The 26,060-nt window shown below is 41.2% G+C and carries 16 protein-coding genes and 1 tRNA gene; 7 read left to right on the top strand and 10 right to left on the bottom strand.

All coding sequences use genetic code 11. From position 1 onward, the window contains the following. Positions 1 to 27: 27 nt before the first annotated feature. Positions 28 to 1,005, top strand: a complete 978-nt coding sequence (locus V7K35_RS28975; protein WP_335083864.1) for a DUF4351 domain-containing protein — start codon at positions 28 to 30, stop codon at positions 1,003 to 1,005. A 76-nt stretch (positions 1,006 to 1,081) separates the two neighbouring features. Here the strand turns inward: V7K35_RS28975 and V7K35_RS28980 are convergent. The 6 genes from V7K35_RS28980 to V7K35_RS29005 all read right to left on the bottom strand — a co-directional run bounded on the left by V7K35_RS28980 (position 1,082) and on the right by V7K35_RS29005 (position 9,523). Beyond that, positions 1,082 to 1,155: transfer RNA gene (locus V7K35_RS28980), tRNA-Met, on the bottom strand. Between the two features lie 166 nt (positions 1,156 to 1,321). Continuing rightward, positions 1,322 to 3,607 (bottom strand): peptidoglycan DD-metalloendopeptidase family protein, encoded by a 2,286-nt coding sequence (locus V7K35_RS28985; RefSeq protein ID WP_335083866.1) that lies wholly within the window; start codon positions 3,605 to 3,607, stop codon positions 1,322 to 1,324. A gap of 794 nt (positions 3,608 to 4,401) precedes the next feature. Continuing rightward, positions 4,402 to 4,863 (bottom strand): tRNA (cytidine(34)-2'-O)-methyltransferase, encoded by a 462-nt coding sequence (locus V7K35_RS28990; protein ID WP_335083868.1) that lies wholly within the window; start codon positions 4,861 to 4,863, stop codon positions 4,402 to 4,404. 335 nt (positions 4,864 to 5,198) lie between these two features. Next, complete coding sequence (gene gshA / locus V7K35_RS28995) at positions 5,199 to 6,338, bottom strand: glutamate--cysteine ligase (RefSeq protein WP_335083870.1); 1,140 nt, start codon at positions 6,336 to 6,338, stop codon at positions 5,199 to 5,201. A 561-nt stretch (positions 6,339 to 6,899) separates the two neighbouring features. Further along, positions 6,900 to 8,732, bottom strand: a complete 1,833-nt coding sequence (locus tag V7K35_RS29000; protein ID WP_335083872.1) for a hypothetical protein — start codon at positions 8,730 to 8,732, stop codon at positions 6,900 to 6,902. Positions 8,733 to 8,863: 131 nt separating this feature from the next. Next, positions 8,864 to 9,523 carry an HAD hydrolase-like protein gene (locus V7K35_RS29005; protein WP_335083874.1) on the bottom strand — a complete coding sequence of 220 codons (660 nt, stop codon included), beginning with the start codon at positions 9,521 to 9,523 and terminating at the stop codon, positions 8,864 to 8,866. 338 nt (positions 9,524 to 9,861) lie between these two features. On the opposite strand from V7K35_RS29005, the gene V7K35_RS29010 reads away from it, so the two are divergent. Continuing rightward, positions 9,862 to 10,059, top strand: coding sequence for a hypothetical protein (locus tag V7K35_RS29010; protein WP_335083876.1), 198 nt, complete (start codon positions 9,862 to 9,864; stop codon positions 10,057 to 10,059). On the opposite strand, the gene V7K35_RS29015 is transcribed toward V7K35_RS29010, so the two are convergent. Both V7K35_RS29015 and V7K35_RS29020 read right to left on the bottom strand, forming a co-directional pair. Then, positions 10,003 to 14,502 (bottom strand): translation initiation factor IF-2 N-terminal domain-containing protein, encoded by a 4,500-nt coding sequence (locus tag V7K35_RS29015; protein ID WP_335083878.1) that lies wholly within the window; start codon positions 14,500 to 14,502, stop codon positions 10,003 to 10,005. The genes V7K35_RS29010 and V7K35_RS29015 overlap by 57 nt on opposite strands. A gap of 121 nt (positions 14,503 to 14,623) precedes the next feature. After that, the gene (locus V7K35_RS29020) at positions 14,624 to 15,541 is read right to left on the bottom strand and encodes a histone deacetylase family protein (protein WP_335083879.1); all 918 of its coding nucleotides are present in this window, start codon (positions 15,539 to 15,541) and stop codon (positions 14,624 to 14,626) included. Between the two features lie 111 nt (positions 15,542 to 15,652). Between V7K35_RS29020 and V7K35_RS29025 the strand changes: the two genes are divergently transcribed. After that, positions 15,653 to 16,678 carry a mechanosensitive ion channel family protein gene (locus V7K35_RS29025; RefSeq protein ID WP_335083881.1) on the top strand — a complete coding sequence of 342 codons (1,026 nt, stop codon included), beginning with the start codon at positions 15,653 to 15,655 and terminating at the stop codon, positions 16,676 to 16,678. 137 nt (positions 16,679 to 16,815) lie between these two features. Here V7K35_RS29025 and V7K35_RS29030 read toward each other — a convergent pair whose 3' ends face one another. Next, entirely contained in the window at positions 16,816 to 17,595 is a 780-nt protein-coding gene (locus V7K35_RS29030; protein ID WP_335083883.1) for an MBL fold metallo-hydrolase, read from the bottom strand. A gap of 153 nt (positions 17,596 to 17,748) precedes the next feature. Here V7K35_RS29030 and V7K35_RS29035 point away from each other — a divergent pair, with 153 nt between their 5' ends. Both V7K35_RS29035 and V7K35_RS29040 read left to right on the top strand, forming a co-directional pair. Next, entirely contained in the window at positions 17,749 to 18,642 is an 894-nt protein-coding gene (locus V7K35_RS29035; protein WP_335083885.1) for an alpha/beta fold hydrolase, read from the top strand. Between the two features lie 200 nt (positions 18,643 to 18,842). Further along, on the top strand, positions 18,843 to 19,901 hold the full coding sequence (locus tag V7K35_RS29040) for a serine/threonine protein kinase (protein ID WP_335083887.1): 1,059 nt from the start codon (positions 18,843 to 18,845) through the stop codon (positions 19,899 to 19,901). Between the two features lie 91 nt (positions 19,902 to 19,992). On the opposite strand, the gene V7K35_RS29045 is transcribed toward V7K35_RS29040, so the two are convergent. Further along, positions 19,993 to 20,328 carry a hypothetical protein gene (locus V7K35_RS29045; RefSeq protein ID WP_335083889.1) on the bottom strand — a complete coding sequence of 112 codons (336 nt, stop codon included), beginning with the start codon at positions 20,326 to 20,328 and terminating at the stop codon, positions 19,993 to 19,995. Positions 20,329 to 20,436: 108 nt separating this feature from the next. Here V7K35_RS29045 and V7K35_RS29050 point away from each other — a divergent pair, with 108 nt between their 5' ends. Further along, positions 20,437 to 22,077: an AAA-like domain-containing protein gene (locus V7K35_RS29050; RefSeq protein ID WP_335083891.1), complete on the top strand. Its 1,641-nt coding sequence runs from the start codon at positions 20,437 to 20,439 to the stop codon at positions 22,075 to 22,077. Positions 22,078 to 22,950: 873 nt separating this feature from the next. Continuing rightward, a partial coding sequence (locus tag V7K35_RS29055; protein ID WP_335083892.1) for an AAA-like domain-containing protein occupies positions 22,951 to 26,060 on the top strand: 3,110 nt, incomplete at its 3' end.

The raw sequence follows: 26,060 nt of genomic DNA on the forward strand, positions 1-26,060 counted from the left end.
CAAGAACATGAATCTACCAATCAACTCATGAGCGAGGAACGAGAAAGAGCCGATAATGATTCCCCGTGGAAAGAAATCCTAGAAGGTTACTTCCCACAAGCAATGCAATTTTTCTTTCCGCAAACAGCAGCACTAATTAATTGGGAACGTCCCCACGAGTTTCTTGATAAGGAATTTCAACAAATAGCCCGCGAAGCAGAACTTGGTAGAAGATATGCAGATAAATTGGTCAAAGTCTGGCAAATTCAAGGAGAAGAAATTTGGCTGTTGATTCATGTCGAAATTCAGGCAAAATCGGAAGATAATTTTGCTCAAAGGATGTTTTCCTACAACCTGCGAATTTTTGACAAATTTGCTAAACCAGCCATTAGCCTAGCAATTTTGTGCGATGCCGACTCGACTTGGAGACCAAATCAATACAGTTATAATTATCCCGATTGTGGTCTGCATTTTAGATTTGGAACCGTCAAACTGCTCGATTATCAAAATCGATGGACAGAGTTAGAAAATAGCGATAATCCCTTTGCGACTGTGGTAATGGCACATTTGAAAACCCAACAAACTACTAAACAGTTGGGAGAAAGGAAAACGTGGAAATTTAGTTTAATTCGGCGATTGTATGAACAAGGGCTGCAAGAAAGGGATATTCGTAACCTCTATCGTTTTATCGATTGGGTTATGATTTTACCAAAGGGATTAGAAGCAGAATTTTGGCAGGAGTTTAAACAATTCGAGCAGGAGCGTATCATGAGTTACATTACCACAGGCGAACGCATTGGCTACGAGCGAGGGAAGGAGGAAGGACAACAGGAACAAGCACAAACACTTGTATTACGACAGCTACAAAAACGGGTAGGTGAGTTACCACAACAGCTTCGAGAACAGATTCAGGGTCTTTCTCTAGAACAATTGGAAGCACTGGGTGAGGCTTTGTTAGATTTTAGTGCGATCGCTGATTTGCTCAACTGGCTACAAACTCATCAAACAGTTAGTGCTGAGTCCTGAGTATTAAAACAAAGATTCAGCTTCCATGACCACCAATGTACAGAAGCTGAAACTCTTATATAGATTAATTTTAAAGTGGCTCAGGTCGGAGTTGAACCAACGACCCCAGGCTTATGAGTCCCGTGCTCTAACCAACTGAGCTACTGAGCCATATTTATCCAAATCATTAACTAATATAGCATACAAATTTGCTCAAAACTAGCCTCTTTTGGAATCTTATTACAGTTTCCATCCCTGTTGAGGTAATAGAAAGCAAAAAAGGGAGTTTACCTCCCTCAACTAACAAGGCAATGATTTAGTTAGATACAGTCAAGAATTACACGCGATTTGGTGGTAAGAAGGCTATTGGATTAACAGCACCCTTACCTGGTGGATGGATTTCAAAGTGGCTGTGTGGCCCAGTGCTGTGACCAGTGCTGCCCATGCAAGCAATTGTTTGTCCTTGATGCACCTGCTGACCTGGTTGCACCAGAATCTTACTGTTATGAGCGTACCGAGTCAGACTGCCGTCAGGATGGCGGATATCGACAACATTACCATAGCCTCCCTTGTTCCAGCCGGCTTTTTCCACTACACCATCAGCTGAGGCAGCAATCGGTGTACCAGTGGAGTTAGCAATATCAATTCCCTTGTGCGGTCTTCCCCAACGCATACCAAAGCCAGAAGTGAGAGTGCCTTTGGCAGGCCAGTTGTAAGCTAAGGTTGAAGTAGATGGAGGAGGTATCAGTTCGTCAATGGGTCTAGGCAAATATTGATCCACTGCTGCCAAAGGTGGCATCGCCTGTGGAGAAACTGTCCTTCCCCGCATCATTCCTAAGGAGTCAGAGGCATTTACTCTTCTAAGAGGCGTTGCAACTCTTGTGCCCGATGAGGTGCTAGAGGGAGTCCACTGGCTAGCAGACCCTAGATTAGGCAAGAACTCTGAGTTTACTGGTTCGGTTGGGCGTACAGCAGTACTGAATTGGGGCTTAATTGGCTGAACGCTATAGCTAGACCTAATAGGTGTAGGAACTGGAATGGGTATTGCTACACTATTCGCTCTAACTGCGGGGTTAGGTACTGTAAAATTATTGGGAGTAGAAATAGGAGTGAGCATTGCAGCATTATTCATTTCGGTAGCTACTACTGGCACAACTAAGTTACCAGACTGTTGAGCGCGATATTTCTGCTGTAACCTCTGAATTTCCCCTTGCAAGCCCCGCAAACGGTCGTTATTGTTTCCCCTTGCTACCCTATTTGTTGATGTTTTCGGCTGTTGCATTTCAGCAAAAGCTGTTGGCACTGGACCTTCACCCCCGACGCCGTAAGAATTAGCCGTGGGGGGGGCTGTCTCTAAGTCGGTCGCACTATTTGCTTGAATCTGAACAGTTACCGGTGTAGGGACGGTAATGCTACTGTTGTCGGCAATAGTTGGTGATTGTGAAGTAGGTAGATATGAGTTGGCACTACCAATGTTGACAGGGGAGGTGGCAACATGAGGAGTTTTGCTGGACTGTACAAAAGTGGGCTTGGTCGGTACAATTGCCTCAACTTGAACAGCAGGAATAATCAGTTTTTGACTAATTTGCAGTTCATTTGGATTATTGAGGTTATTTGCCTTAACAAGTTCTGGTACTGAAGTATTGTATCTACTGGCGATCGCTGCTAGTGTATCTCCAGGCTTAACTTCGTAGGCTGTTCGAGCCGATGACGCAATAACTGTTGGTGTAGCTGGTATTAGTGCAGTCGTCTGTGTCTTGTGTTTTAACCTCGATATCAACTTTGCTTTGCTCGCATCGCCAGAAATGTCCGACTGAGCTAATACAATTTTTTCAACTACAGTCGTCGGCTGCACCAAGCCCATATCAGCTTGTGATAAATTTTTGGTTTCCCCAGAGCGCAACTGTGCCAGACTGTTTCTTAAACGGTTCGATTTTTCTTGTAAGCGATTCAGTGCGAACTCTTGTTGCGCCTTAAGTTGTGCATTTATTTCACTATTAACTGCGCCAGATATTGCCACTGTTTGTGGCTGGGCAATTAGTGATGCATTTGTAATACCAACACCATTAGCACTAGAGTCAGACAGATTATTGACTGTTGGGAAACTAGTTTCGGCTAAGGTATTGTTCACTCCCTGTGCCACTTGGGGCTTCAGGTGGGTGGAATTTTTATCAGCCGCTGTTGCTTGGGAAAACGTTGCTAATGCAGGAACTTGCAAAGACATTCCATTTGCCGCGACTTGCCATTTAGCTTCAAGCCCAGGCACTTGTGATACTGCCGTTGGTTCCACGATCACAGGATTTTCCGGCACGCTCGCTGATGAGACTGCTTGGGACCCCAGCTTTGTGGAGGCGAATTTCACCTGAGTGTCAGAAACAGCAGGAATCGTTGACGTTGCCTTTTGGCTGCCTACTGGCACCGCTGCTTGGGCTTGATCGCTTTGTCGAGTCACCAAAAGGCTGGTTGCTCCCATAGAGATTGCCAAGCCAATCATGGCGGCTTTTGTCCGCACCCGGCGGTTAACTTTTGGATTCATCACATTTAGCAGTTCTACCGGGGCATCATCGCTGCTGGGGTTATTATTCAACACAGCTTTTACTCTCTTTTTCAATGCTCGTTTCAAAGACGACCTCCTATGATCACTAGCGCTTAACTGACCTCGATTTTTCAGTTGGATACTAGTCAATGATTTAGATCACAACGAACGATAGATCAAGATCACATTCACCAGAGATGCTTACGCAAGATTAACCTGCTTCTCTGATTTAGACAAGTTCACACTTGTTAGCAAAACTTAAAATTTGCTGTGTTTTCTTGTCCCAACCACTCCTCACACCCTCACACTACTTAGGACATTTTACTCTTTACCATTGTCCGCGCCTGTCTTGCGTCAATCGCGGGGACTGGACAAACTATTTGTCAAGTCCATAGTCGCTGCAGAGAATTGCTGCGACTTCTGGAAAAGTGATGCCCCCTGCTGTAGATATCTTCAAGATATTTCTACCCAATCAGTCTTCTTCAACACGAGACTTTACGTTGATTATTCCTTAAAAAACAACCGTATTAACTATCGGCTATTTTGGGGCTGCTTTATGGCGCTCTTCAATCAAAAATGGCTCAAACACCAGATATGACTGGGTTTTGGCGCTTTTGTTCCCCAGCTTAGATGTTTCAAATTGATCAAAATCTACCATTCAAATTTGGCATTATTCCAAGTTTTATATACAAATTTCTTATAACAACCTTCATGTCTTTGTAAGTATCTTCCACTACAATTTACGAAAAAAAGAGAATTTGAGTATACTTTGTTACGTTTTACTGCCGTACTCAGAAAATTTTTGCTGCCACAAATCATTCATCTAAGAGATATTCGGAGAGAGTATTAGTAAATATACTTATAGTCATGCAGGTAAACAGCTATTGTAGATAGCCTAACTGACGACGGGTTTCAAATAAGCCAATTGCCACACTTACTGACAGATTCAAGCTGCGAACTCCCGGTTGGCTCATGGGAATATACAGAGTAGCATCGCAATCTGACAGAATTGTTGGTGATAAGCCCGTAGTTTCACTACCAAATAGCAGCCAATCATCGGCTTGAAACTGAAAGCTGACATAATTAAAATTTCCACCGACAGTATAACCCAACCATCTGCCTCCACGCTCTTGATGTACGCTTTTAAAGGCTTCTAGGGATTCGTGATAGTGCAGTTTTACATAAGGCCAGTAATCTAACCCAGCTCTTTTGAGGTAGCGATCGCTAATTTCAAACCCCAAAGGACCTACCAAATGCAACTCCGTACCCGTAGCTGCACAAGTCCGAGCAATATTACCTGTATTAGGAGGGATTTGCGGGTTAACTAAAACTACCTGAGGCATTATCCGTATAATCTAAGTGTTGTATAAAATAATTTCTTGTGAATGTTAAATCTACCAAAGGGTAGAAGCTATTCATAGGTTTTATTAATAATAATCCAGCATCCTCCATCGATTAGATTTTTAAACCCAAGTATAAACCCTCCCAGAGCAATGGTCTGAGAGGATATTTGGCTAAAGTCAGGAAATATTAAGTTTTATGTAGAGAAGATAAGTGTTTCTGTCTTTTAGGGTGAGTGGTGTCTCCAAGGAAATATACCATTTGTATGAAGACAGGAGATGCGAGCATTGGCGATTAATTATTTTTCCCTCATCTCCCTCATCCTCTGCCTCCTCAATTAAGCTAATAGGGAAGAACACAATTTGTCTTCGAGTTCGATTTCGCGCTCTTGGGTGGCGACAATAGCCTGAGTGATGACGCGCTGGCTGTCAAAACCGACTGAGTGTAATTGCAACCACTGTTGAGCTTCATTGCCTTCGCGGAGGATTTTGTGTAAAGGGGAAAGGAAACAGCTAAAGCCTTGTTGTTTGGCGATCGCCCAAACATCTTGGTACATTTGGGTAATCCAATCTCTGGCTAGGATACTTCTGCCATCTTGCCAATGCCTCAGTTCAGCATCAAGACTACCAGTAGCAGCAGCAGCTTCGTTGTTAGTAGTCAGGGTGACGAGTTCTTCACCAGAGAAGGTACTTTGAGTTAGCGGATCGATGCTGGAATTTTCGATTACTTGCAACAAACGCGCTTCTAATAAGGCAGTAATAGCTAGCAAGGCAATGGGATCTGTGACTAAATCGCAAATTCGCAATTCCAGGCGATTCAAGTCATAAGGACGGCGATCGCCATTTGGTCGCACTGATGTCCATAAATGCCGCACGTTTTGCATGGTTCCTGCAACGAGTTGATTTTCCACCCACTGAATATGATCAGCGTGGCTGGCAAATAACGGCACATGGTTAGGCGTTTGCGGAAATAGGCCCCAACGGGTGGAATGATAGCCAGTAGTTTTGCCATCTAGGAAGGGAGATGAGGCGCTAAGGGCGAGAAATAGAGGTGCTTCCATCCGGATCACCCGACACGCCCGCATTAATACTTCTGGGTCGCTGATGCCTACGTTAATATGTACACTGGCGGTGACTACTTTCGTCCCGTAGGTGTTCTCAATGTAGTCATGATAGGGGTTTGCTGGATCGGAACGCAGAAAGCGATCGCCCCCACCCAAAGATAAAGTACTCCCAGGTATCAAGGTGTAATCGCCCAAGCGATTCAGGTAGTTTCGCAACTCCCGCCGGGGACGCAGCAAGGCACACAATAAATTATCGTAATTAGGGGATGGTTCGGTTATGTATTCGACGTTGCGGCTATCTGGCTCTCGCATAAATCCATCCAAAGCTGCAACAATTTTGTCGGAGAGACCTACGATTTCACCTTGAGGCGTGCCAGTGTAAATCTCAATCTCAAAGCCTTTTAATAAGACCACCTTGTTCTCCTCGGCTCTCTCTGCCTATTAATTGTATCGAAGAAGACCAATCTATGGATCTATCTTTAAGTCAATCAAAGGTTAAGAATCATTGAATTGCCAACTCATACCAAATCAGGACGACAGATTTATTACCTATCTTCCGCAAAATTATTATTGCTTAAGTATGAAAAATATCTTAATTATGATTTACGCACTGTATAAATAGACATCATGTATGTTATTGAAACTCGGTCGTTTTAGACAGTTAGCGTAGAGCAAAGACACTCCGTTCAATGTTAGCGTAGAGCAAAGACACTCCGTTCAATAGGTTTTTTATTAAAAATCGTCTGCTAATTTAGAAGAAAAATATATATCTAAAGATATATATCAGTTTTGCGTGCATACTACTGAGGTATTAATATTACATTAAAGTAGCAAATATAATACTAGCACCATGATGTTTTATCTTATGGGATTGTTATTCATACTTAGATAATAACAAGGTAGCATGAAGAGATAAATATACATAACTCGAAAGTAAAAGCTTTAAGTGTAATGCTGAGGATTTTTGCTATTGAGTTATGTATGCTGCAATATAAAATCATTGGGTGAATCCTTATCTTGAACAATATTGAGACGAATAAACTGTGCCCATACTTCATCACTAAGTAAGTTTAAAGCAGTTTTAGGATTGTTAGTAGCGATCGCGCCTACAACCTTAGGCCATCCCTGTTGTAATTGCAGGGTAAAAGCCTCTTCAATAGAAATCTGATTCAGCAACGAAAGTGCTGTTTTAAAAATTGCTGAATCAGCTTGTATATTATTCGACCTTAACCCTTGAAGTGCTACATTTAACCACATAGGTAGAAGTTCTAGCCAATTGTTTTGCTGTATCTCTTTGAGTGCAATATCCTCCATACCTAGCGCACCCCACACACATAAAGACTCTACAGCCAGTTTAGAATCACGGTTTTCTAGAGCATTTTCCCATAATTTTTGAGCGTGATTTTGGAAGCGATTAGCGAGAAATTCATAAGCTTCCTGAACTTGATGGGGAATTGTAACTTTATAAACTGACTCGCCTCGTGGTAGGTAATCGCCGCGATAAGATAGCCAGTTAGGAGATCCGCAAAGATGGATTTTTTTATCAACTATTACTTCTTTGACATGGGAATCTCCCAACCAAAAAACCTGTACCGATGGTAAACCATCAGGTGTTTTTATCGCTCGAAGTTTTTTCTCTACTTCTGGTGGTATTGGTTTATCTTCATCTTCTTGTCGCCGCGCAATTCCATGTCCAATTAAAATCCAAACTCTGCGATTAGCTAATTTCTGTAACAGAGTTAAAAATTTTTCATTTACAACGGTCTGATTCACCCAAGGAGAATAAATCAAAACCTGACTTTTAGCCGAATTTAAAACTTCTGAAAAAGCTTGGCTAATTTGTCCATCGCGTAACTGTATAGCTTCACCTCCCACTGTCGAATTATCTACTTTATTACTGGATTTTGCGGGATTTTCTAGCGCCTTTTGGCGAATATTTTCCAGCCTAGCTTCTATTTCAGTATTTTTCTGCTTGAGAATGGCTTCACGCTCAAAATTAATAGTTTCGGTTGACAATTCACATAATGCTTGCAAAGAGATTTTGCCTTCAGCGTGTAGCACTTCTAACCAATTTGATGCTGACTCTAAAATTTGCTTTCCATTTCTTATTTGGATACTCAACTTATCTTCAAGGGCATCAAAGATAACGAAAAGCGATATCTTTCTCCAAATTTTTTGAGTCGAAGCTACTACCTTACACGAAGTGACAACTTTTCCATATTCTGGCATATGAAGTGCTAAACCTGAAGCCTGAATACTTTTTTGTATTTCCTCAAGGGGTAACACGGAAATATCAGTAATTGTATTATCAATAGTTATAAAATCTGCCAAGTCAGGCAAATTTATCACTGTCTCGTTTAAGGATTCAGCTTGAAAGGTGATTTTGTCGCTTAAAGGGTCTGTAATAGCATTAAGCTGTACAGGATATGGGGGCTGTGGTACAGACCCTTTTTCATAGAATGAACGCCCTTCAGGAGTGACTGTAATTGGCGATGTTGCTGATAAAGTTTGTAATGAACGAAGAGTTGCAGTAGTAGTTTGGATAAATACAGAATCAAGCCCAAGTACAGAGGCTAATTCATTCTCTGTTGGCGGAGGTTGAAATTCAATAGCAGCGCGGATGATAAATTCTTCGAGTACGTTAAACTGGCGGGGTTCCTTGATATTTATTTCTACAGGAGTTTGACGCAAGCCATAGCGAAATTGACGCGCTGCTAAAACTGATAAACTAGGACTTTGCGCTTCAATTTCGTCTACCAAATTCTTGAGATTTTCATCAATAGGTTTAGCAGATGAGGCGAGAAACATCAATGAAAGCTCCATGTAGACGCACGATGTTTGAAATATTGGAGTACATACTCCCGACTTGTCCACCCTGCTGAGTAAATAGCGAATGACAACTCACCTTCAGCACTCACCTATTTAATTTTGGCGCATCTTCACACAGAATTGGTATAAGCGTCAATTTCGATTCCTTCCAAAAATCGCACTTGGGTGGGAGTAATTTGGCGTACTTCGTGCATTCCTGGCACAAACTGCCGCCGCCATATTTCGGCATCAAGATAATTTATCCCCAGGCTTGCTGCTGCTTTTTTATCTTCTTTACGGTCTCCAATCATCCAGCAATCATATTGAGGATCTACTTTAGATGATTCTAGAAAAGACTCAATATTAATCCGGGAATATTTTTCAATCGCTGCTCTAAGCATTCCATCCCCAGGCTTCCTAAAATTAATTTCTTTGAAGTTACCTACTAATTCATATCCCTCTTCAGGATCTAGAGAACATTTAATAGTCTTTTCTCTAGACACCATTACACATTTTCTACCCTCAAAATCTGGACAGAAGAATATTTCTTGAAGTTTAGGGAATAACTGTAAAGTAAACTGCATTTCTACAATTGTAGCTTCTAAGATTTTGTACCCGGCTGCAATTGCCACTTGATTAGATATTCCTATAATCTGCCAATTACGATCAGAAAAATGCTCTATCGCTTTATCTGCGCCAAGTATCGGTTTTTGTCCTTGGGGCCATTCAATATACTTTCCCGTTTTTCCACAGCGAATTGTTCCATTCAGGTCGAGTAATAAAATTTTCATTCTGTTTACTTTCCTGTAAAATAAAAAACTATTTTTTTCGCGCAATTAAGTAGTCCTTCAAAACAGTACTGGGAGGAAAACTATTGCGCTTTCAGGTTCAAAACAACGGACAAGAGATCATTGCAGGCTAAAGATTTTAGCCTTAGTGTTTTTACGGTATTGCAATGTTTAATACCAACTTTAGGGTAAACTGTCAAGTGCTGTTTAACAAATGAACGTTTAAAAAATTTACACTTTGAAAGAACTTGACAAACTAGCTACTATGACTTGTGCGTACTAGATAAGTCCTAGATGCAATCAATCGACCCGATACCCCATAATTTTCTCACTACCCCGTAGTGTCTCCTCTAGCTATGGGTGCGATCGCTCTTGAACAACATGCCAAGCTACGCCAAGCCACCAATTACAGCGATCGCACCAACAAAGGCAAAGACACTGATAAAATGTCTACAAAATTTTTGAGCTTGTCATCAATAGGTTTAGCTGAAAAGGCGAGAAGCATCAACAAAACCTCCATGAAGGCTTACAATATTTGAAACTTCAGAATACATACTTCCGACTTTACCTGATTGATGGGTAAACAAATTATGACAACCCACAATTATCAAAAGTTCTTGAGCGCGAGAAAATGCAACATTTACCCGTTCTGGTTTCTTAGCAAATCCCACATCTCCTTTATTATTGTTGCGAACCATACTGACAATTACAACAGGTCTTTCCATACCTTGAAATCTGTCTACTGTACCAGTCCGAATTTCTAGCGAAGGGAAAAGTTCCGCTTGCAGACGTTCATCAATTTTTCTTAATTGAGCGCCATAAAACGTAATTACAGCAATTTCTTTTTTCGGTTCACCATTAGCAACTTTAGAAGCCCAAGTACTCTCAAATTGCTGACACAGACGTTCAATTGCATCAATTTCTTGAGTATTAAAGTAAGAAGTTCCATTTCGTTGCTCTAAAAACTGATTCTCTATAGGCGTTTTTACCCAAATAAGATGCTGAAATTCTTGGATGATTTCGCCTGCTAGATGATGTGCGCGTTTTGTGTCCGGCTGCAAAATACCAGATTCTAATTTACCATCGTAAAACTGATTGATTGCTCCCATAATAAAGGGATGCATTCGATATTGTGTAGTTAGCATTTGTTTGATGCTTTCATCAGCAGATTCAAACTGACTTTTGAACAGTGATTCTTCTAAAAATTGTAGTTCGTCTCGTGTATTGCCAATTATTTGAGCAACTTCTTCTAAAGTGCTAGTATCAAGCATGGGTGGTAATTGCCGATGATCGCCTACCATGACTAATTTTTTACCTTTCAAAGCTGGGATTAGTAACTCTGGTGGAGTACACTTACTAACCTCGTCAATGATGACGACATCAAAAGATTTGAATTCTTCAGAAAAACCTCTATTTGCAGCTTGAACACAGGTGATACCAACGACGTTGGCATTATCTAGATAGATGCGCCTTAAATCGTCGCGGTCGCTTTCAGTTGGCTCCCTTAATTTTCCGATCCAATCTTGTACAAAATTTTGATATTTATTGAGATAATTCTCTTCCTTTTGAAGTTGCTCTTGCCAAAATTCAAATTTAATATTAATGCTGCGTAATAACTCTATATTAAACAAGTCAGCAGCAGAATTTTCTGGCTTAAATTTATCCGGTATTCTTTGCCATTCTTTCAACCACCAATTTCTTTCTAATATTAAATTTTTTGATGGCTGTGGTTGTAATTTTTGTTCTATTTCACGGAGGCTAATTTGCAATTTTTGAAGCTGCTGTAGAGAAGTTTCAATTTCTACTTTTAGTTTTGATAAATGCTCATGTAGAGAATTTTTAATTATCTCCAGCACAGCGAAAGGTTCTGATGATGAAATTAAGGTTTCAAGTTGACTGATGCAAGTTACCCAGTAATTCACTTGATTTGACAATTCTTGCGGTTGCTCCCAAATATTTGATTGTGTTGCAAGATATTGTTCAGTTAGAATGCGTAATTTAGCAGGTATATTTTGTTGATTAAGTTCTTGCAAAATATTAATAACTTGTCCAAGTTGCAAATTAGCATCTTGCTGCGCTTTTTCTACCTCAGCTTGAGTAACGGATATTTGCTGTTGGCTAATTTCATTTTTCTGAAGTTCTGTTAATTGTCGTTGCAGATGCTGAAGCTGTTGTTCCGTTTCCGTTTTTACTTTTAAAACGCATTGACGTGCATTTATAAGAATAGTATCTAGTAATTCTTGTGTAATTCTGGTGAGAGTAGAGTCAATATTATTCCATTCCCATGATGCACCATAGGTTTTTTGCATTCTAATTAAGAAAGCTTGGGTATTCTCAACCAGCAATTTTCGCTGTTTGGGGTTGAGTAGTTGGTAATTACTAAACTGTTGATAGGTTTCTTGCCATTGAGTGCGTAGGCAAAGCCCGCCGGAGGCATCGCTCTTTGATAGCACTATTGGAATCTGACTAAAATTTTGTTGTAAAAAATAGCTAAAGTTATGTTGTTTACCCTGTCTGTCAGTGAAACCTCCGTCTATCTCATAAGCGATCGCTTTTGCTAATAGTTCCCAGTCTGGTAAGTTAATATTGTAATTTTTGGGTAATATTGGTAATTTTAGTGTATTAGCAAACATCAACAAACCTAGCGGCAAATCTACTAAATTCTCTGTTAATGGTAAACCTGATTGATGACAATTTTTCAAAGTTTGATACAGATGAGAAGGTGCTGTAGATTTCCATTCTTTAACTGCTGAAATAATATAATCTATTTCCCGTTTGCGGTTTTCCCATATTTTAATTGTTTGCTGGATGTTTTGCAGTTTGCTAAGATATTGCTGATAATCTGGTTGTAGTTGGTTTAACGAGGCAAAATTTTGTTTAACAATCTGCACCGATGCTGCCACTTCCAACATGGCTTTAGTTGCATCTTCAGCATAAGTAAAAGCAGTTTTAAATTCAGAAATTTCTCTTGCTACAGTTTCACGCAACCAAACTGCTAAACCAAAAGCACCAATCGCCGGGCGCACGAAACCAAGTTCATCAGTATATTTTATGGCTTGACGAACATTTGCTAAAAATTCTTCTACTAAACTGTTACCTTCTGTGTAGGGCTTAAGAAGTGGCAAAAAATCTGTAATTCCTGGAGCTTCCCAGTTGATATTTTGTGCAGTATTTAGGATGTTTTCTAGTCCTGAAATTAGAGATTCGACCCCGTTATGTTGTTCTACAGTTTCGTTGTAAGATTTTTCTTGATTTTTAAAGTTTGCCTCTAATTTTAACTTATTTTTATTGAATTTAGTTTGTTGCTGATTGAATTCTTCCTCGGCTTGGAAGTAGGCTGTAAATCTTTGTGATGATACTAGTAATTGACTGAAAGTTTGGATATTTTCAAGCCGTTGAGTAAGATTGTTTTCGCAGTCATTTGCTGTATTTTCTAGCCATCTACCAATCACTTGGTCTTCTAAAAATGGCTGCCCTTCCTCCCCAACTTTTTCGGCTCTCCCCTTGCGTACAGCCCGAATCACTGGGTTATGAACTAATCTACTCAGAGCGTTATCTACTGCTAAATTAGCTTGAGATGCGATTAAGGTACGTCCACCACGAAGGGCAATTTGATAGCAAATCTCGGCAATTACAGTAGTTTTACCAGTACCTGGTGGTCCTTGAATGAGAACAAGATCCTTAGCGGCTAGTACCTTTTCTACTGCTGCTTTCTGACCAGGATTAGCAGAAGATAATAACAAATATTGTGGCTGAAGTTCGATAGTTGTTTTGATTTGTCTAGCCTGGGAAGCATCGAATAAAAAGTTGCCCAAGTAGGGATTTTGGGTGTAACCATTATTCAAATCATCTAAAGCTTTTTTCTTGCGTTGAATCTGCTGAATATCACCAACTGCTTCAAAACACAAAAATCCTGTATCTGGCAACTTATAGCGCTCTGTTGCCATGAATTCAGCTAAGTCACGTTCTAGCCTGAGACTAATAATACAACGGTTGAGGTCAACTTCCTCAACAGTCCCTAATTGACGACCGCTAATCCAATTTTTGCCGACAGGAGCAGTTTCAAAAAGTTTTAAATCTTCGTTTTTTGTGCGTCTTGCTCGTTCCCAAAAGTTTTCTACATCGAGGGAATTTTGATAAAAGCCGTCAAGTGTGGCTGAGGCTACATCAATTTCAAAACTGATTCGTTTTTTGAAGTTATAATTGTGACTTACATAACGCACACAAAATTGACGTGCTTTCGCAATTTTTTCCTCAATCTGCAAAAATGCTTTCCAAGTTTTCAGTTGATCTTCTGTAGGCACATTTTCGCCACAAACTGGTGCGGCTGCTATGCGTTTCAATGTTGCGGGTGGAATGTCGAGATGATGCTGATGATTAGCTAACAAACGTAAGCAACAAGGTACAGCATAGCTATCAGCCTGTCCCCGTGAGTGTTGTAACAACTGAGCCGATAGTATTTTTATCCCGTCGCGTCCATCTTTTTGTACAGCCGCTCTGAATCCTAAAGTTTTTCTGAGCTTCTCAAGTCTTGCGGGTAATGGAAAATCATTGGAGTCTGTTGCTATTGTTAAATCCCAAATTTCTTCTCTTGCTTCTTTCCCCGCACCTTTGCGACGCACATAAAATAGACAAGGCTTTTTACCGACACATTCCAACATTAACTCATTGGCGCGATCGCGTCGCTCTCTAAATTCAGGATATGATTTCAGGACGCTTTCACCTTCAAGATGGCGGATAAAGCTATCAATTGCTGAAGCTATAAACGTATAGCCCCAATCCTCAGAGTGTGTTTTAGTTTTTGAGGATTTTGCTGTTAGTTTATTTACTGCTACACGAATGCGTTCTGTCTCGGATTCTGAGATGGTGCTGGTATGGCCTTTGACTGCAATGTTGAGTTTGTCGCAAATCGCTAATAGCTTCTTGTTATCTAAATTTAATTCTTTTGCTAGTTCGTAGATTCTGAGTTTGCCGTTGTTCATCCACTGCTGCCTTTGCTGACAAAGTTTTTCTATTTAGGAAAATAAAACCACAGATAAACACAGATAATTCATCTATCGTTCCAAATAATAAATTAGGATTTTTGCAAGAAGTAATGTTACATCAAAGTTTGTACTGCTGATAAACTTCACTAGCAGCCCGATGCAGCAGCGAATGCCGCCAGACTAAAGATTTCATATCATCAGCATAACCGCCGCCAATGACGCAGGCGACAGGATAACCGCTACTCATACAGGTACTTAAAACCTGCATTTCTCGGCGAAAAATCCCAGCATCTGTTAAAGCTAATTTGCCTAAGCGATCGCCTATATGAGGATCAACACCTGCATCATAAAATACTAAATCGGGCTTGACTTTAGACAACAAATCTGCTAGATAATTCGCCAAAGTTTGTAAATAAGCGTCATCTTCCATTCCCACCGGCAAAGGAACATCCAAATCGCTGTTTTGTTTAGTACCGGGGAAATTGACTTCGCAGTGCATGGAAAAAGTAAAAACGCTGTCGTCCTCTTGGAAGATAAAAGCGGTGCCGTCTCCTTGATGGACATCCAAATCTACAATTAGGATTTTGTGGACAAGTCCGAGTTTTTGTAAAACGCGGCAGGCGATCGCTAAATCGTTGAAAATACAAAAACCAGATCCATAACTAGGAAAGGCGTGATGAGTTCCACCAGCCGTATTACAAGCTAAACCCTGACTTAATGCCAGTTTAGCAGTGAGTATCGTACCACCTACCGCTACACAGGTGCGATTCGCTAATGCTGGACTCCAAGGCAAACCAATGCGACGCTGTGCTTTGGCATCTAGGGTTCCCTCACAGTAAGCTTGAACATAGCTTGGAGTGTGGACTAACTCTATCAATTCTAGCGGCGGACGTTCGGGGGTGTGAAATTGTTCTTGATTAGCTACACCATCAGCTAACAGTAATTCGTAGAGTTGTCGGAACTTAGACATCGGGAAGCGATGTCCTTCAGGTAATGGAGCAATGTAATCTGGGTGGTAAATAATTGGCAAGTCCATAATCCAGAAACTCTCAAGCAGCTAATCCGACAACTAACAAGGTAAAATTTAGCCATAATTGCAGCAACAATGCTGTTCTCATAAATGTAAAACTCCAAATTTAAAATTTATATGATGGAATGGATTACGCCGATATGGTTTATTCTAGCTGGCTTTGTGGCTGGAATAATTGGTGAAAAAGTTATCTTTAAAAAACTGGAAACGTTGGTTACTAATAGACGAATTGCCGGGAGTAAAATTATATTTCGCTCTTTGCACCGGATGACTTTTATTTGGTTTGTCATCGCCGGTTTTTTTTGGGCAATTCTGAGTTCTCCTCTCAAGCCAGATATTGCCATCGTCCTGCAAAAAATTCTGACGATCGCATTACTGTTTTCAATAACTCTAGTGTTAGCCAGATTGAGTGCTGGTTTTGTTAATTTATTTATTCGTAGAACAGAAGGGGTTCCTACATCACTAATTTCTAACCTTGCTAAGGCTAGTGTTTTCGTTTTGGGAACATTAATTATATTGCAAACAGTGGGTGTTCAAATTACACCAATAATTACAACTTTAGGTATTGGTGGTATAGCAGTTGGTTTGGCACTTCAAGACACACTTGCAAATTTGTTTTCTGGGTTTTACTTAATTATTTCTAAGCAGGTGAGAACTGGAGACTATGTAAAATTAGATGCTGGACATGAGGGATATGTCATAGATATTTCTTGGCGAAATACGACAATTAAAGAAATGTCAAATAATGTAGTCATTGTTCCTAATTCTAAGTTGTCTACTGCAATTTTCACCAACTATCATTTACCTGCAAAGGAAATTACTTTAACAATGGATGTGGGTGTCAGTTATGATAGCGATTTGGAACAAGTTGAAAAAGTGACTGTACAAGTTGCCAAAGAAGTCATGCAAGAAATTGCACCGGAATTAAAAGAAAGTGAACCATATATCAGATTTCATACTTTTAATGATTTTAGTATAGATTTTACGCTTTATATGCGGGTAAGTGAATACTTTGATCAGCGCATTGGTAAACATCTATTTGTCAAAAAATTACACAAACGCTATCAGCAAGCAGGAATTCAAATTCCTTTTCCGATTAGAAAAGTGTATATGCAAGATAATTCAGCTAGAGAACGCAATTAGCCCTGGCGACTAGAAGTCTCAGCTAGACGAGACTTTAGCTGCCTTTGCAGGTTAGCAAACCTTTAATTTCCGTTAATCTGCGTAAATGGACTACGTTTGTATAGCCGCGATTTCTAATCGCCAGGGCTAGGTGTAACTTAAATTGCTAATGCTCGCTTTTCTAAGCGTAGTTCAAAGCGATCGCCTGGTTTCGGCTCAAGTACCTGCGTCGAAAGATTGTTTTTCTCTACTAACGAACGAAATTCCTCAGCACTTCCTTTAGTCTGAATGAATTTCATCAGCAATCCCGCAAACGCCACATCTCCTCCGGCTGCTGTAGATAATATTACTTGAGGTTTTAACGACTTTACTACTTCTAAGGCACTATTTTGTCCTTTAATAATCGGCCCAAGCAAAGGCAACGTCATGTCAATAAACGGTGTAATCACTACATCGATCGGTGCAGCCTGCTGAAGTTGCAGTGAATGATACCCGTGAGGCTCGTAGTATACAGTTAAACCACTCTCCAATTCTTTGAGGAGATAACTATTTTCTAGCAGAGTCGGGCCAATTGGAGAGCCGGGGAAAGCTTTGATTTCAACTTGATTATTTAAAGTGAAAGTTTCACCATGAGCCAATACTGTTACCTGGGTATAACCTAACTGCTGTACTACCTTGGCTGCATTGGGAGAAGCTACAACCTTGATGCTGTGATCCAGCAGCTTGAGCGTTGGTGGGTGAGTATGGTCTTCTAAACCCTGAGACAGCAGAATCAGATCAATATTATCTGGTATCGGGCGCTCTTGCGATCGCGAACCTTTGAATAACCAATCCAAATTGCTAAAAATTAAAGAACCAACCAGCCAAGGGTCAATCAGTATCCGTTTCCCGCCGATTTCTAGCAGCCAGGAGTTGCTGTCTAACCAAGTTAAGAACATAAAATTTGTGAAGATAACGCCTATCTTCATTATCAACTGGTCACGGGGAGGAGGAACGCCGCTTTGGGAATGGGTTCAAAAATAACATTATGTTCAGTCTTCTTTAAGGTCAGGGAACATTAATATTAAAGAAATACTTTATGAATCTTATTAATGACTGTAACTACACAGCAGTTTGCAAGCCAAGACGCCTTTGAAAAACTCATTTGGACTTGGCAGGGCTACAAAATTCAGTACACTGTTATGGGTACAGGACGCCCTTTGGTACTGGTTCACGGCTTCGGTGCTTCCATTGGACACTGGCGCAAAAATATCCCAGTTTTAGCGAATGCTGGCTACCAGGTGTTTGCTTTGGATCTTTTAGGTTTTGGTGGTTCCGATAAAGCGCCCCTTGATTACACCGTGGAAGTTTGGGTGGAACTGCTGAAAGATTTCTGCACAGCACACATACACGAACCTGCTGTATTTATTGGCAACTCTATCGGCGCACTTTTGAGCTTGATTGTACTGGTAGAACATCCAGAAATTGCTGCTGGTGGTATTTTAATTAACTCTGCGGGTGGGTTGAGTCATCGTCCCCACGAATTGAACCCGCCACTACAGATGGTGATGGCAGCTTTTAATCGGTTTGTGCGATCGCCAATTACAGGTAAATTTGTCTATAATCGCATCCGTCAAAAAGCCCAAATTCGCCGCACCCTCTACCAAGTTTACCGAAACCGTGAAGCCGTCACCGATGAATTAGTCGATTTACTTTATACTCCCTCTTGTGACCCAGGAGCGCAACAAGTCTTCGCCTCCATTCTCACAGCCCCTCCTGGCCCAAGTCCAGAGGAACTATTGCCCAAAGTCGAACGTCCATTATTAGTGATTTGGGGTGCTGATGATCCTTGGACACCAATTACCGGGGCAAAGATTTACGAAAAGGCGCAAGAAAATGGCAAAGAAATCAAAATTGTTCCCATTCCTAATGCCGGTCATTGTCCCCACGATGAAGTTCCAGATGTTGTTAATGCCCAGATTATCGATTGGTTAGCGCAAAGGTGATAATTTTGCGCCAAGATGCAAAGACAAAAGTAGACTGACCTTTGAGGACACTTGTGTGTGACATTGAGCCAAGTGTCCGTCACCAAGAATAAACTTTGTGCCTATGTATCTTGGTGCGTGCAAGAATACGGCTAACAATCTGGGTGAGTTCCTCTTCTTTTTTATTGCACCTTGACAAAATGAAACCCATGTGATTGCCAATGGAGCTTGATATGCACAATGGATATAAAGGGATGATTCCCTTAAATCACCATCCAGATTTTTCCGAACTTGGCTATCAAGTTATCACCGAACTAGGACGCAATAGAGAAGGGGGACGCATTACTTATCTAGCTAATGTCCTCAACTCTAATCAACAAGTGGTGATTAAAGAGTTTTGTTTTGCTAGTGCAAATGCTGATTTGTCAGGAGTGAAAGCATATCAGCGCGAAATTGAAATCTTGCAACAACTGAATCATTCCCGCATCCCTCACTATATAGATTGCTTTGAAATGCCAGGGGTTTTTTATCTGGTGCAAGAATACAAAAATGCCCCATCCTTGGGATTAAGACGCAGTTTTCATCCTGAAGAAATTAAGCAAATTGCTCTGTCAATCTTAGAAATTTTGGTTTATTTGCAAAAGCAAGTTCCGTCAATTATCCATCGGGATATTAAGCCAGAGAATATTTTGGTTGATGAACAACTAAATGCTTACCTGGTTGATTTTGGTTTAGCTAGGATACAAGGTGCAAAAGTAGCTCTTAGTAGCTTTGTAGCAGGAACCCCAGGTTTTATGCCACCAGAGGAACAGTTTGGTCATTCCCTGACTGAGGCATCAGATTTATATAGTTTAGGAGCAACACTAATTTGCTTACTTACTAATACCCGTTCTGTTGAGATTGGGAAATTAATTGATGATAACTATCGCTTCAATTTCCAGAAATTAGTTCCTCAAATCAGTCCGCGTTTTCAGTCATGGTTGATGAAAATGGTGGAACCAAACCAGAAACGTCGCTATGCTAATGCGGCTGTTGCTTTAAAAATACTCAAGCCCATTAAAGTTGTTGGTACTGCCACTGCGATAGAGACTTTAGTCAGTATAATCAAACCTAGAAAACGAGCTACAGTGCTGGGACTAGCCACTGTTGTTACACTGGCTGCACTGGAGGCAACTTTGATGAGTTGTCAGTTTAGTGATCCGGTTAAAGAATTAGTGGAAGCTAGGGAATGTCAAAGTTTTTATTTAAACGCAAGTTGCCAAGAAAATAATGGACATTAAGATTAGTTAGGTTGCATCTGGCTAAGGATTACAGTAGTTTTCAATTGAATAGACTACACGTTTAGGGGCACAATATATTGTGCCCCTACAATTATGTGTATTCCACGCTTGTGAAAATTGCTGTCATTTTCATGAGTATCAAAGACTCGTTAACGGAGCTAAAAGACTCATTAATGAGTATCAAAGACTCATTAACGGAGCTAAAAGACTCATTAATGAGTATCAAAGACTCATTAACGGAGCTAAAAGACTCATTAATGAGTATCAAAGACTCGTTAATGAGTATCAAAGACTCATTAATGAGTATCAAAGACTCATTAATGAGTATCAAAGACTCATTAATGGAGCTAAAAGACTCGTTAATGAGTATCAAAGACTCGTTCACGAGTATCAAAGACTCGTTGACGGAGTTCAAAGACTCATTCACGAGGATAAAAGAGTCGTTAACGGTAATGCGCTATCAGTAATTGTCTAGTTATCTGCTGTAGTAAACTACATCTAAGCCAGAAGCCTGCATTCAATAGTTGATAGTGCTGTGAAAAAAATCCTGATTGTGTCAGCTAATCCCACAACGACAGATAAACTCCGCTTGGACGAGGAAGTAAGGGAAATTCAGGAAGGGTTGCAACGCTCTCGCAGCCGAGATAAGTTTGAACTTATTACTAAATGGGCTGTGCGTCCTGACGATTTGCGGCGGGCGCTTTTAGATAACGATCCTCATATTATCCATTTTTCCGGGCATGGTGCTGGAAATCAAGGTTTAGTCTTGGAAAATAATACAGGACAAATGCAGCTAGTGAGTACGGAGTCACTGGCAAGGTTATTTAAGTTATTTAAAGACAAAGTTGAGTGTATATTATTAAATGCCTGTTATAGCGAGGTGCAAGCTGAGGCTATTTACCAACACATTAACTGTGTAGTTGGGATGAATCAGGCAATTGGCGATCGCGCCGCAATTAACTTTGCGGTAGGCTTTTATGATGCACTAGGCGCTGATAGGTCTTATGAGGATGCTTACGAGTTTGGCTGTAGCGCCATTGACTTAGAAAGTATTCCAGAGTCTTCCACTCCAGTGCTGAAAAGTCGGAACAATTCTAAAGGTGCTATTTCTGCTAAGGAAACGATTCCAGATATCGAGATAAAAACAGCAATCTCCTTAGAAAATCCAGAAGGGCAGGTATCTCTAAACTCTTTCTTCTATGTCGAGCGATCGCCTATTGAGGTAGACTGTTATGAAGCAATTCTTCAACCAGGGGCCTTAATTCGCATCAAAGCCCCCCGGCAGATGGGTAAAACTTCCCTCATGTCGCGGGTTCTCCATCATGCTAGTCAACATAGCTATCAGACCGCACCCGTGAATTTCCAGTCAGCCGATGCAGAATTTTTCGGCAATTTAGATCAGTTTTTGCAGTGGTTTTGTGGCAGCATTACTGAGCAATTGAATCTACCCGATAAGTTAGATGAATATTGGAAGGGTGTTTTAGGTAGCAAAAATAAATGTACAAATTACTTTCAACGGTATTTATTACCCACGATTAATAGCCCTATAGCTTTGGGTTTGGATGAAGTCGATGAAGTCTTCAAGCATCCCAAAATTGCTGCTGATTTTTTTGGATTGCTACGAGCTTGGCACGAGCGGTCAAAGAATGAGACAGTTTGGAAAAATCTCCGGTTGGTGATTGTGCATTCTAAGGAAGTTTATATCCCACTCAATATAAATCAGTCGCCTTTTAATGTGGGTTTACCCATTGAGTTGCCAGACTTAAATCAAATACAAGTACAAAACTTGGTACAGCGTCACAGCCTCAATTGGCCTGACTCACAAATTGAAGAATTAATGACACTGGTGGGTGGTCATCCTTATTTAGTGCGGGTAGCGCTTTATGAAATTGCCCGTGGGAGGATAACGCTGGAAAATCTGCAAAAAATAGTTGCAACCGAGGAAGGGCCTTACAGTGACCATTTACGCCGCCATTGGCTGAATTTGCAAGAGGATGCAGAATTGCTAGCTGCGGTTAAACAAGTGATGATGGCAAATCGCCCCGTGGATGTTGGCACAACTGAAGCGTTTAAACTCCGCAGTATGGGGTTAGTTAAGTTTCAAGGCAATGAAGTAGCGCCACTGTGTAAATTGTATCGTCAATATTTTTGCGATCGTTTGGGGTCGAAAAATTGAAAAAGTACATTAGGGAATGGCACTAAGATAAGTCCAAAGTCTTGTTTTGTCTCGTTCCCAGCCTCCAGGCTGGGAAACTATTTCGGGAGGCTCCGCCTCCTCTTTCTTGACCAGAAGCCTCTTGAAACTCGTTCCCAGTCTTCAGACTGGGAACGAGGTTACACAAGCCTTTCGGCTTTTCTTAGTGCCATTCGTACATTAGGAGTGCAATAGAACTTTTATCTCCAATTAGCATTTAATACCAATTTGAAAAAAGAATGCGACACATAGACAAAACCCTCCGCTTATCCAGATATCACCCCCCCTACCGTGTACATACAAGTCAAATTACCCCCCTTAATCCCCCCGATGTATTGGCTACCGTGTACATACAAGTCAAATTACCCCCCTTAATCCCCCCTTATAAAGGGGGGAAATAAGAAATCTTGTTCCCTCCCCTTTATAAGGGGAGGGTTAGGGTGGGGTAATCTATCGCAAATATTTTTTGAATCGCTATAACTAAAAGGATTAACAATGGTTCAAGTTATTCAAGGAAGAGATATCACCCTAGCCCAACTTATTGATGAATTTGGTCTATAACTTGCAGACGACGAACAATTTTTTTTAGAGATTTATTAAGTTGACGAAACAGGGCACACCAAAATATGAATTATCTTATACACTGTCGCTCAATCGTAGAGATGACCTACATACTGTTGTAAAAGTGTTAAAACATCTAGCTGGTTTAATTCGTAATTTTTAATTTGTAATTATGACCTCTCCCTGGTTTTACTACGCAAAACCGTCCCTCTCCGATTCGGAGAGGGACAGACTTGAACTTTAGTTCAAGGCAGGGAGAGGTTTGTCTAACTCGCGCTGAATTATTAATTGTTTATGACCCAGTATCAATATCAAGTCGGTGGTAGTCTTCCTCAAAATGCACCAACTTATGTTAGACGGCAAGCTGACGATGACCTCTATGAAAGCTTGAAGGCTGGGGATTTTTGTTATGTACTCAATTCCCGGCAGATGGGGAAATCTAGCTTGCGGGTGCAGGTGATGCAGCAGTTGGAAACTGAGGGATTTGCTTGTGCTGCTGTTGATATTACAGCTATTGGGACGGCAGATATTACGCCAGAACAGTGGTATGCCGGGGTGATTGATACTCTGGTGGGAAGTTTTAATATTTATCCAACTTTTAATTTAGATACTTGGTGGACTGATAACGGGTTGCTTTCACCAGTGCAGCGTTTGAGCAAGTTTATTGAAACAATATTACTAGAAACAATTACTAAAAAGATTGTTATTTTTATTGATGAAATTGACAGCATTTTAAGTCTTTCATTTAACTTGGATGACTTTTTTGCAGTTATCCGCGATTGCTACAACCGACGGGCAGACCATCCTGAATATAATCGCCTCACCTTTGCTTTAATTGGCGTATCTACGCCTTCAGATTTGATTCAAGATAAACGGCGCACACCTTTTAATATTGGACAGGCAATTGATTTAACTGGGTTTAAACTCGCGGAGGCGGAAGCATTGGCGCGGGGATTAGCAGAAGTAGGTGATTCTCAAAAGTTGATGCAGGTGGTGCTGGAGTGGACGGGCGGACAGCCATTTTTGACGCAAAAAGTTTGTAAGTTGCTGGCAGAGGAGCAGAGGGGCATACTTGGACTGCGCTCAGTAACCAGAGGAGCAGAGGAGTGGGTTGAGAATTTGGTAAGAAGGGGGATTATTGAAAATTGGGAGACGCAGGATGAGCCGGAGCATTTGAAGACAATTCGAGACAGAATTTTGCGGAGTGGGGAACAGAAGACTGGGCGATTGTTGGGGTTGTATCAGCAGATTTTGCAGCAGGGAGAGATAGCAACTGATGATAGTCCTGAACAAACGGAACTGCGGCTGACGGGTTTGATGGTGAAGCGCGATGGGAAACTACGAATTTATAACCGTATATATAAGGAGGTATTTAAACAGGAATGGTGCGACAAGATTTTAGCAAACTTGCGCCCTTACTCCGATACATTGAATGCCTGGGTTGAGTCTGACCGTCAAGATGAGTCGCGCTTGTTCCGGGGAAAGACTTTGCAAGATGCCCAAGAATGGGCAGTCGGAAAAAGTTTAAGTGATTTGGATTATCAGTTTTTAGCTGCTAGTCAAGAGTTGGAAAAGCGCGATGTGCAGAAAAGGCTGAAGGCAGAGGAACAGGCAAAGCAGGTATTAGCAGAGGCGAACCACAAAGCTAATCAACGGATTCGTATTGGTTATTTAGTCTTAGGACTGACTGTGCTGGGGGCATTTGCATCATTAATATTTGCTGAATATCAATTGGGGCAAGCAGGAACAGCAAGAGTAGAAACAGATAATGCCCAAACAGAATTAAATCAGGCGAAGAGAGAAACTGAAGCAACCAAGCAAAAGAATCAGCAGATATCGGCAGACAATAAAAGAATATCACGCGACAATGAAAAGATATCGGAACAGGCAGCACAGGTAAAACGGAAGCTTAGTAATGAAACTTCAAAACTGAATACAGCAAATGTCGAAGTGAATCATGCACAGCAAAACCTGAAACTAGCCCAAAACAAAGTGGCAGCAGCTAACGCAAAGGTTAGTCAAGCTAAAGTACAGGCAAACCAAGCAAATCAACAACGGCAAGAGGCAGTCAATGCCCGTAAAACTTCTGTGGAGGAACTCAAAAAGGCAAAAGCAGCCAGAGAAGTTGCTTTAACGGCTACGGGATTGGAACAAGGCGTAACAAATACGTTGCAGCTGTTTCAGGCTTCCAGAGAATTTGATGCTCTGCTATTAGCAATGGAGACGGCAGGAAGATTAAAAAGTCTGGTCAAGGATAAACAATATTTAGCAGACTATCCAGCATACAGCCCTTTGTTTAGTTTACAGAGAATTCTATCTAGTAGTAATATTCATGAACAAAATCGTCTCGAAGGGCATAGCAATCATGTCTTCAGTGTCGTCTTCAGCCCGGATGGCAAAACTTTAGCTTCCGCCAGTGCTGACAACACAATCAAATTGTGGAATCTCGACACGCGCAAAGAAATTACCACTCTGAGTGGGCATAGCGATTATGTCTACAGCGTCGTCTTCAGCCCGGATGGCAAAACTTTAGCTTCCGCCAGTGCTGACAACACAATCAAATTGTGGAATCTGGATACGCGCAAAGAAATTACCACTCTGAGTGGGCATAGTAATACGGTCTTCAGCCTCGTCTTCAGCCCGGATGGCAAAACTTTAGCTTCCGCCAGTCGTGACAAGACAATCAAATTGTGGAATCTCGACACGGGCAAAGAAATTACCACTCTGAGTGGGCATAGCGATTATGTCAACAGCGTCGTCTTCAGCCCGGATGGCAAAACTTTAGCTTCCGCCAGTGGTGACAAGACAATCAAATTGTGGAATCTCGACACGCGCAAAGAAATTACCACTCTGAGTGGGCATAGCGATTGGGTCTACAGTGTCGTCTTCAGCCCGGATGGCAAAACTTTAGCTTCCGCCAGTGCTGACAAGACAATCAAATTGTGGAATCTCGACACGCGCAAAGAAATTACCACTCTGAGTGGGCATAGCGATTGGGTCTACAGTGTCGTCTTCAGCCCGGATGGCAAAACTTTAGCTTCCGCCAGTGGTGACAACACAATCAAATTGTGGAATCTCGACACGCGCAAAGAAATTACCACTTTGAGTGGGCATAGCAATTATGTCTTCAGCGTCGTCTTCAGCCCGGATGGCAAAACTTTAGCTTCCGCCAGTGCTGACAACACAATCAAATTGTGGAATCTGGATACGCGCAAAGAAATTACCACTTTGAGTGGGCATAGCAATTATGTCTTCAGCGTCGTCTTTAGCCCGGATGGCAAAACTTTAGCTTCCGCCAGTGGTGACAAGACAATCAAATTGTGGAATCTCGACACGCGCAAAGAAATTACCACTTTGAGTGGGCATAGCAATTATGTCTTCAGCGTCGTCTTCAGCCCGGATGG

It is taken from the genome of Nostoc sp., assembly GCF_036917275.1.
Taxonomy (GTDB): Bacteria; Cyanobacteriota; Cyanobacteriia; order Cyanobacteriales; family Nostocaceae; genus Nostoc.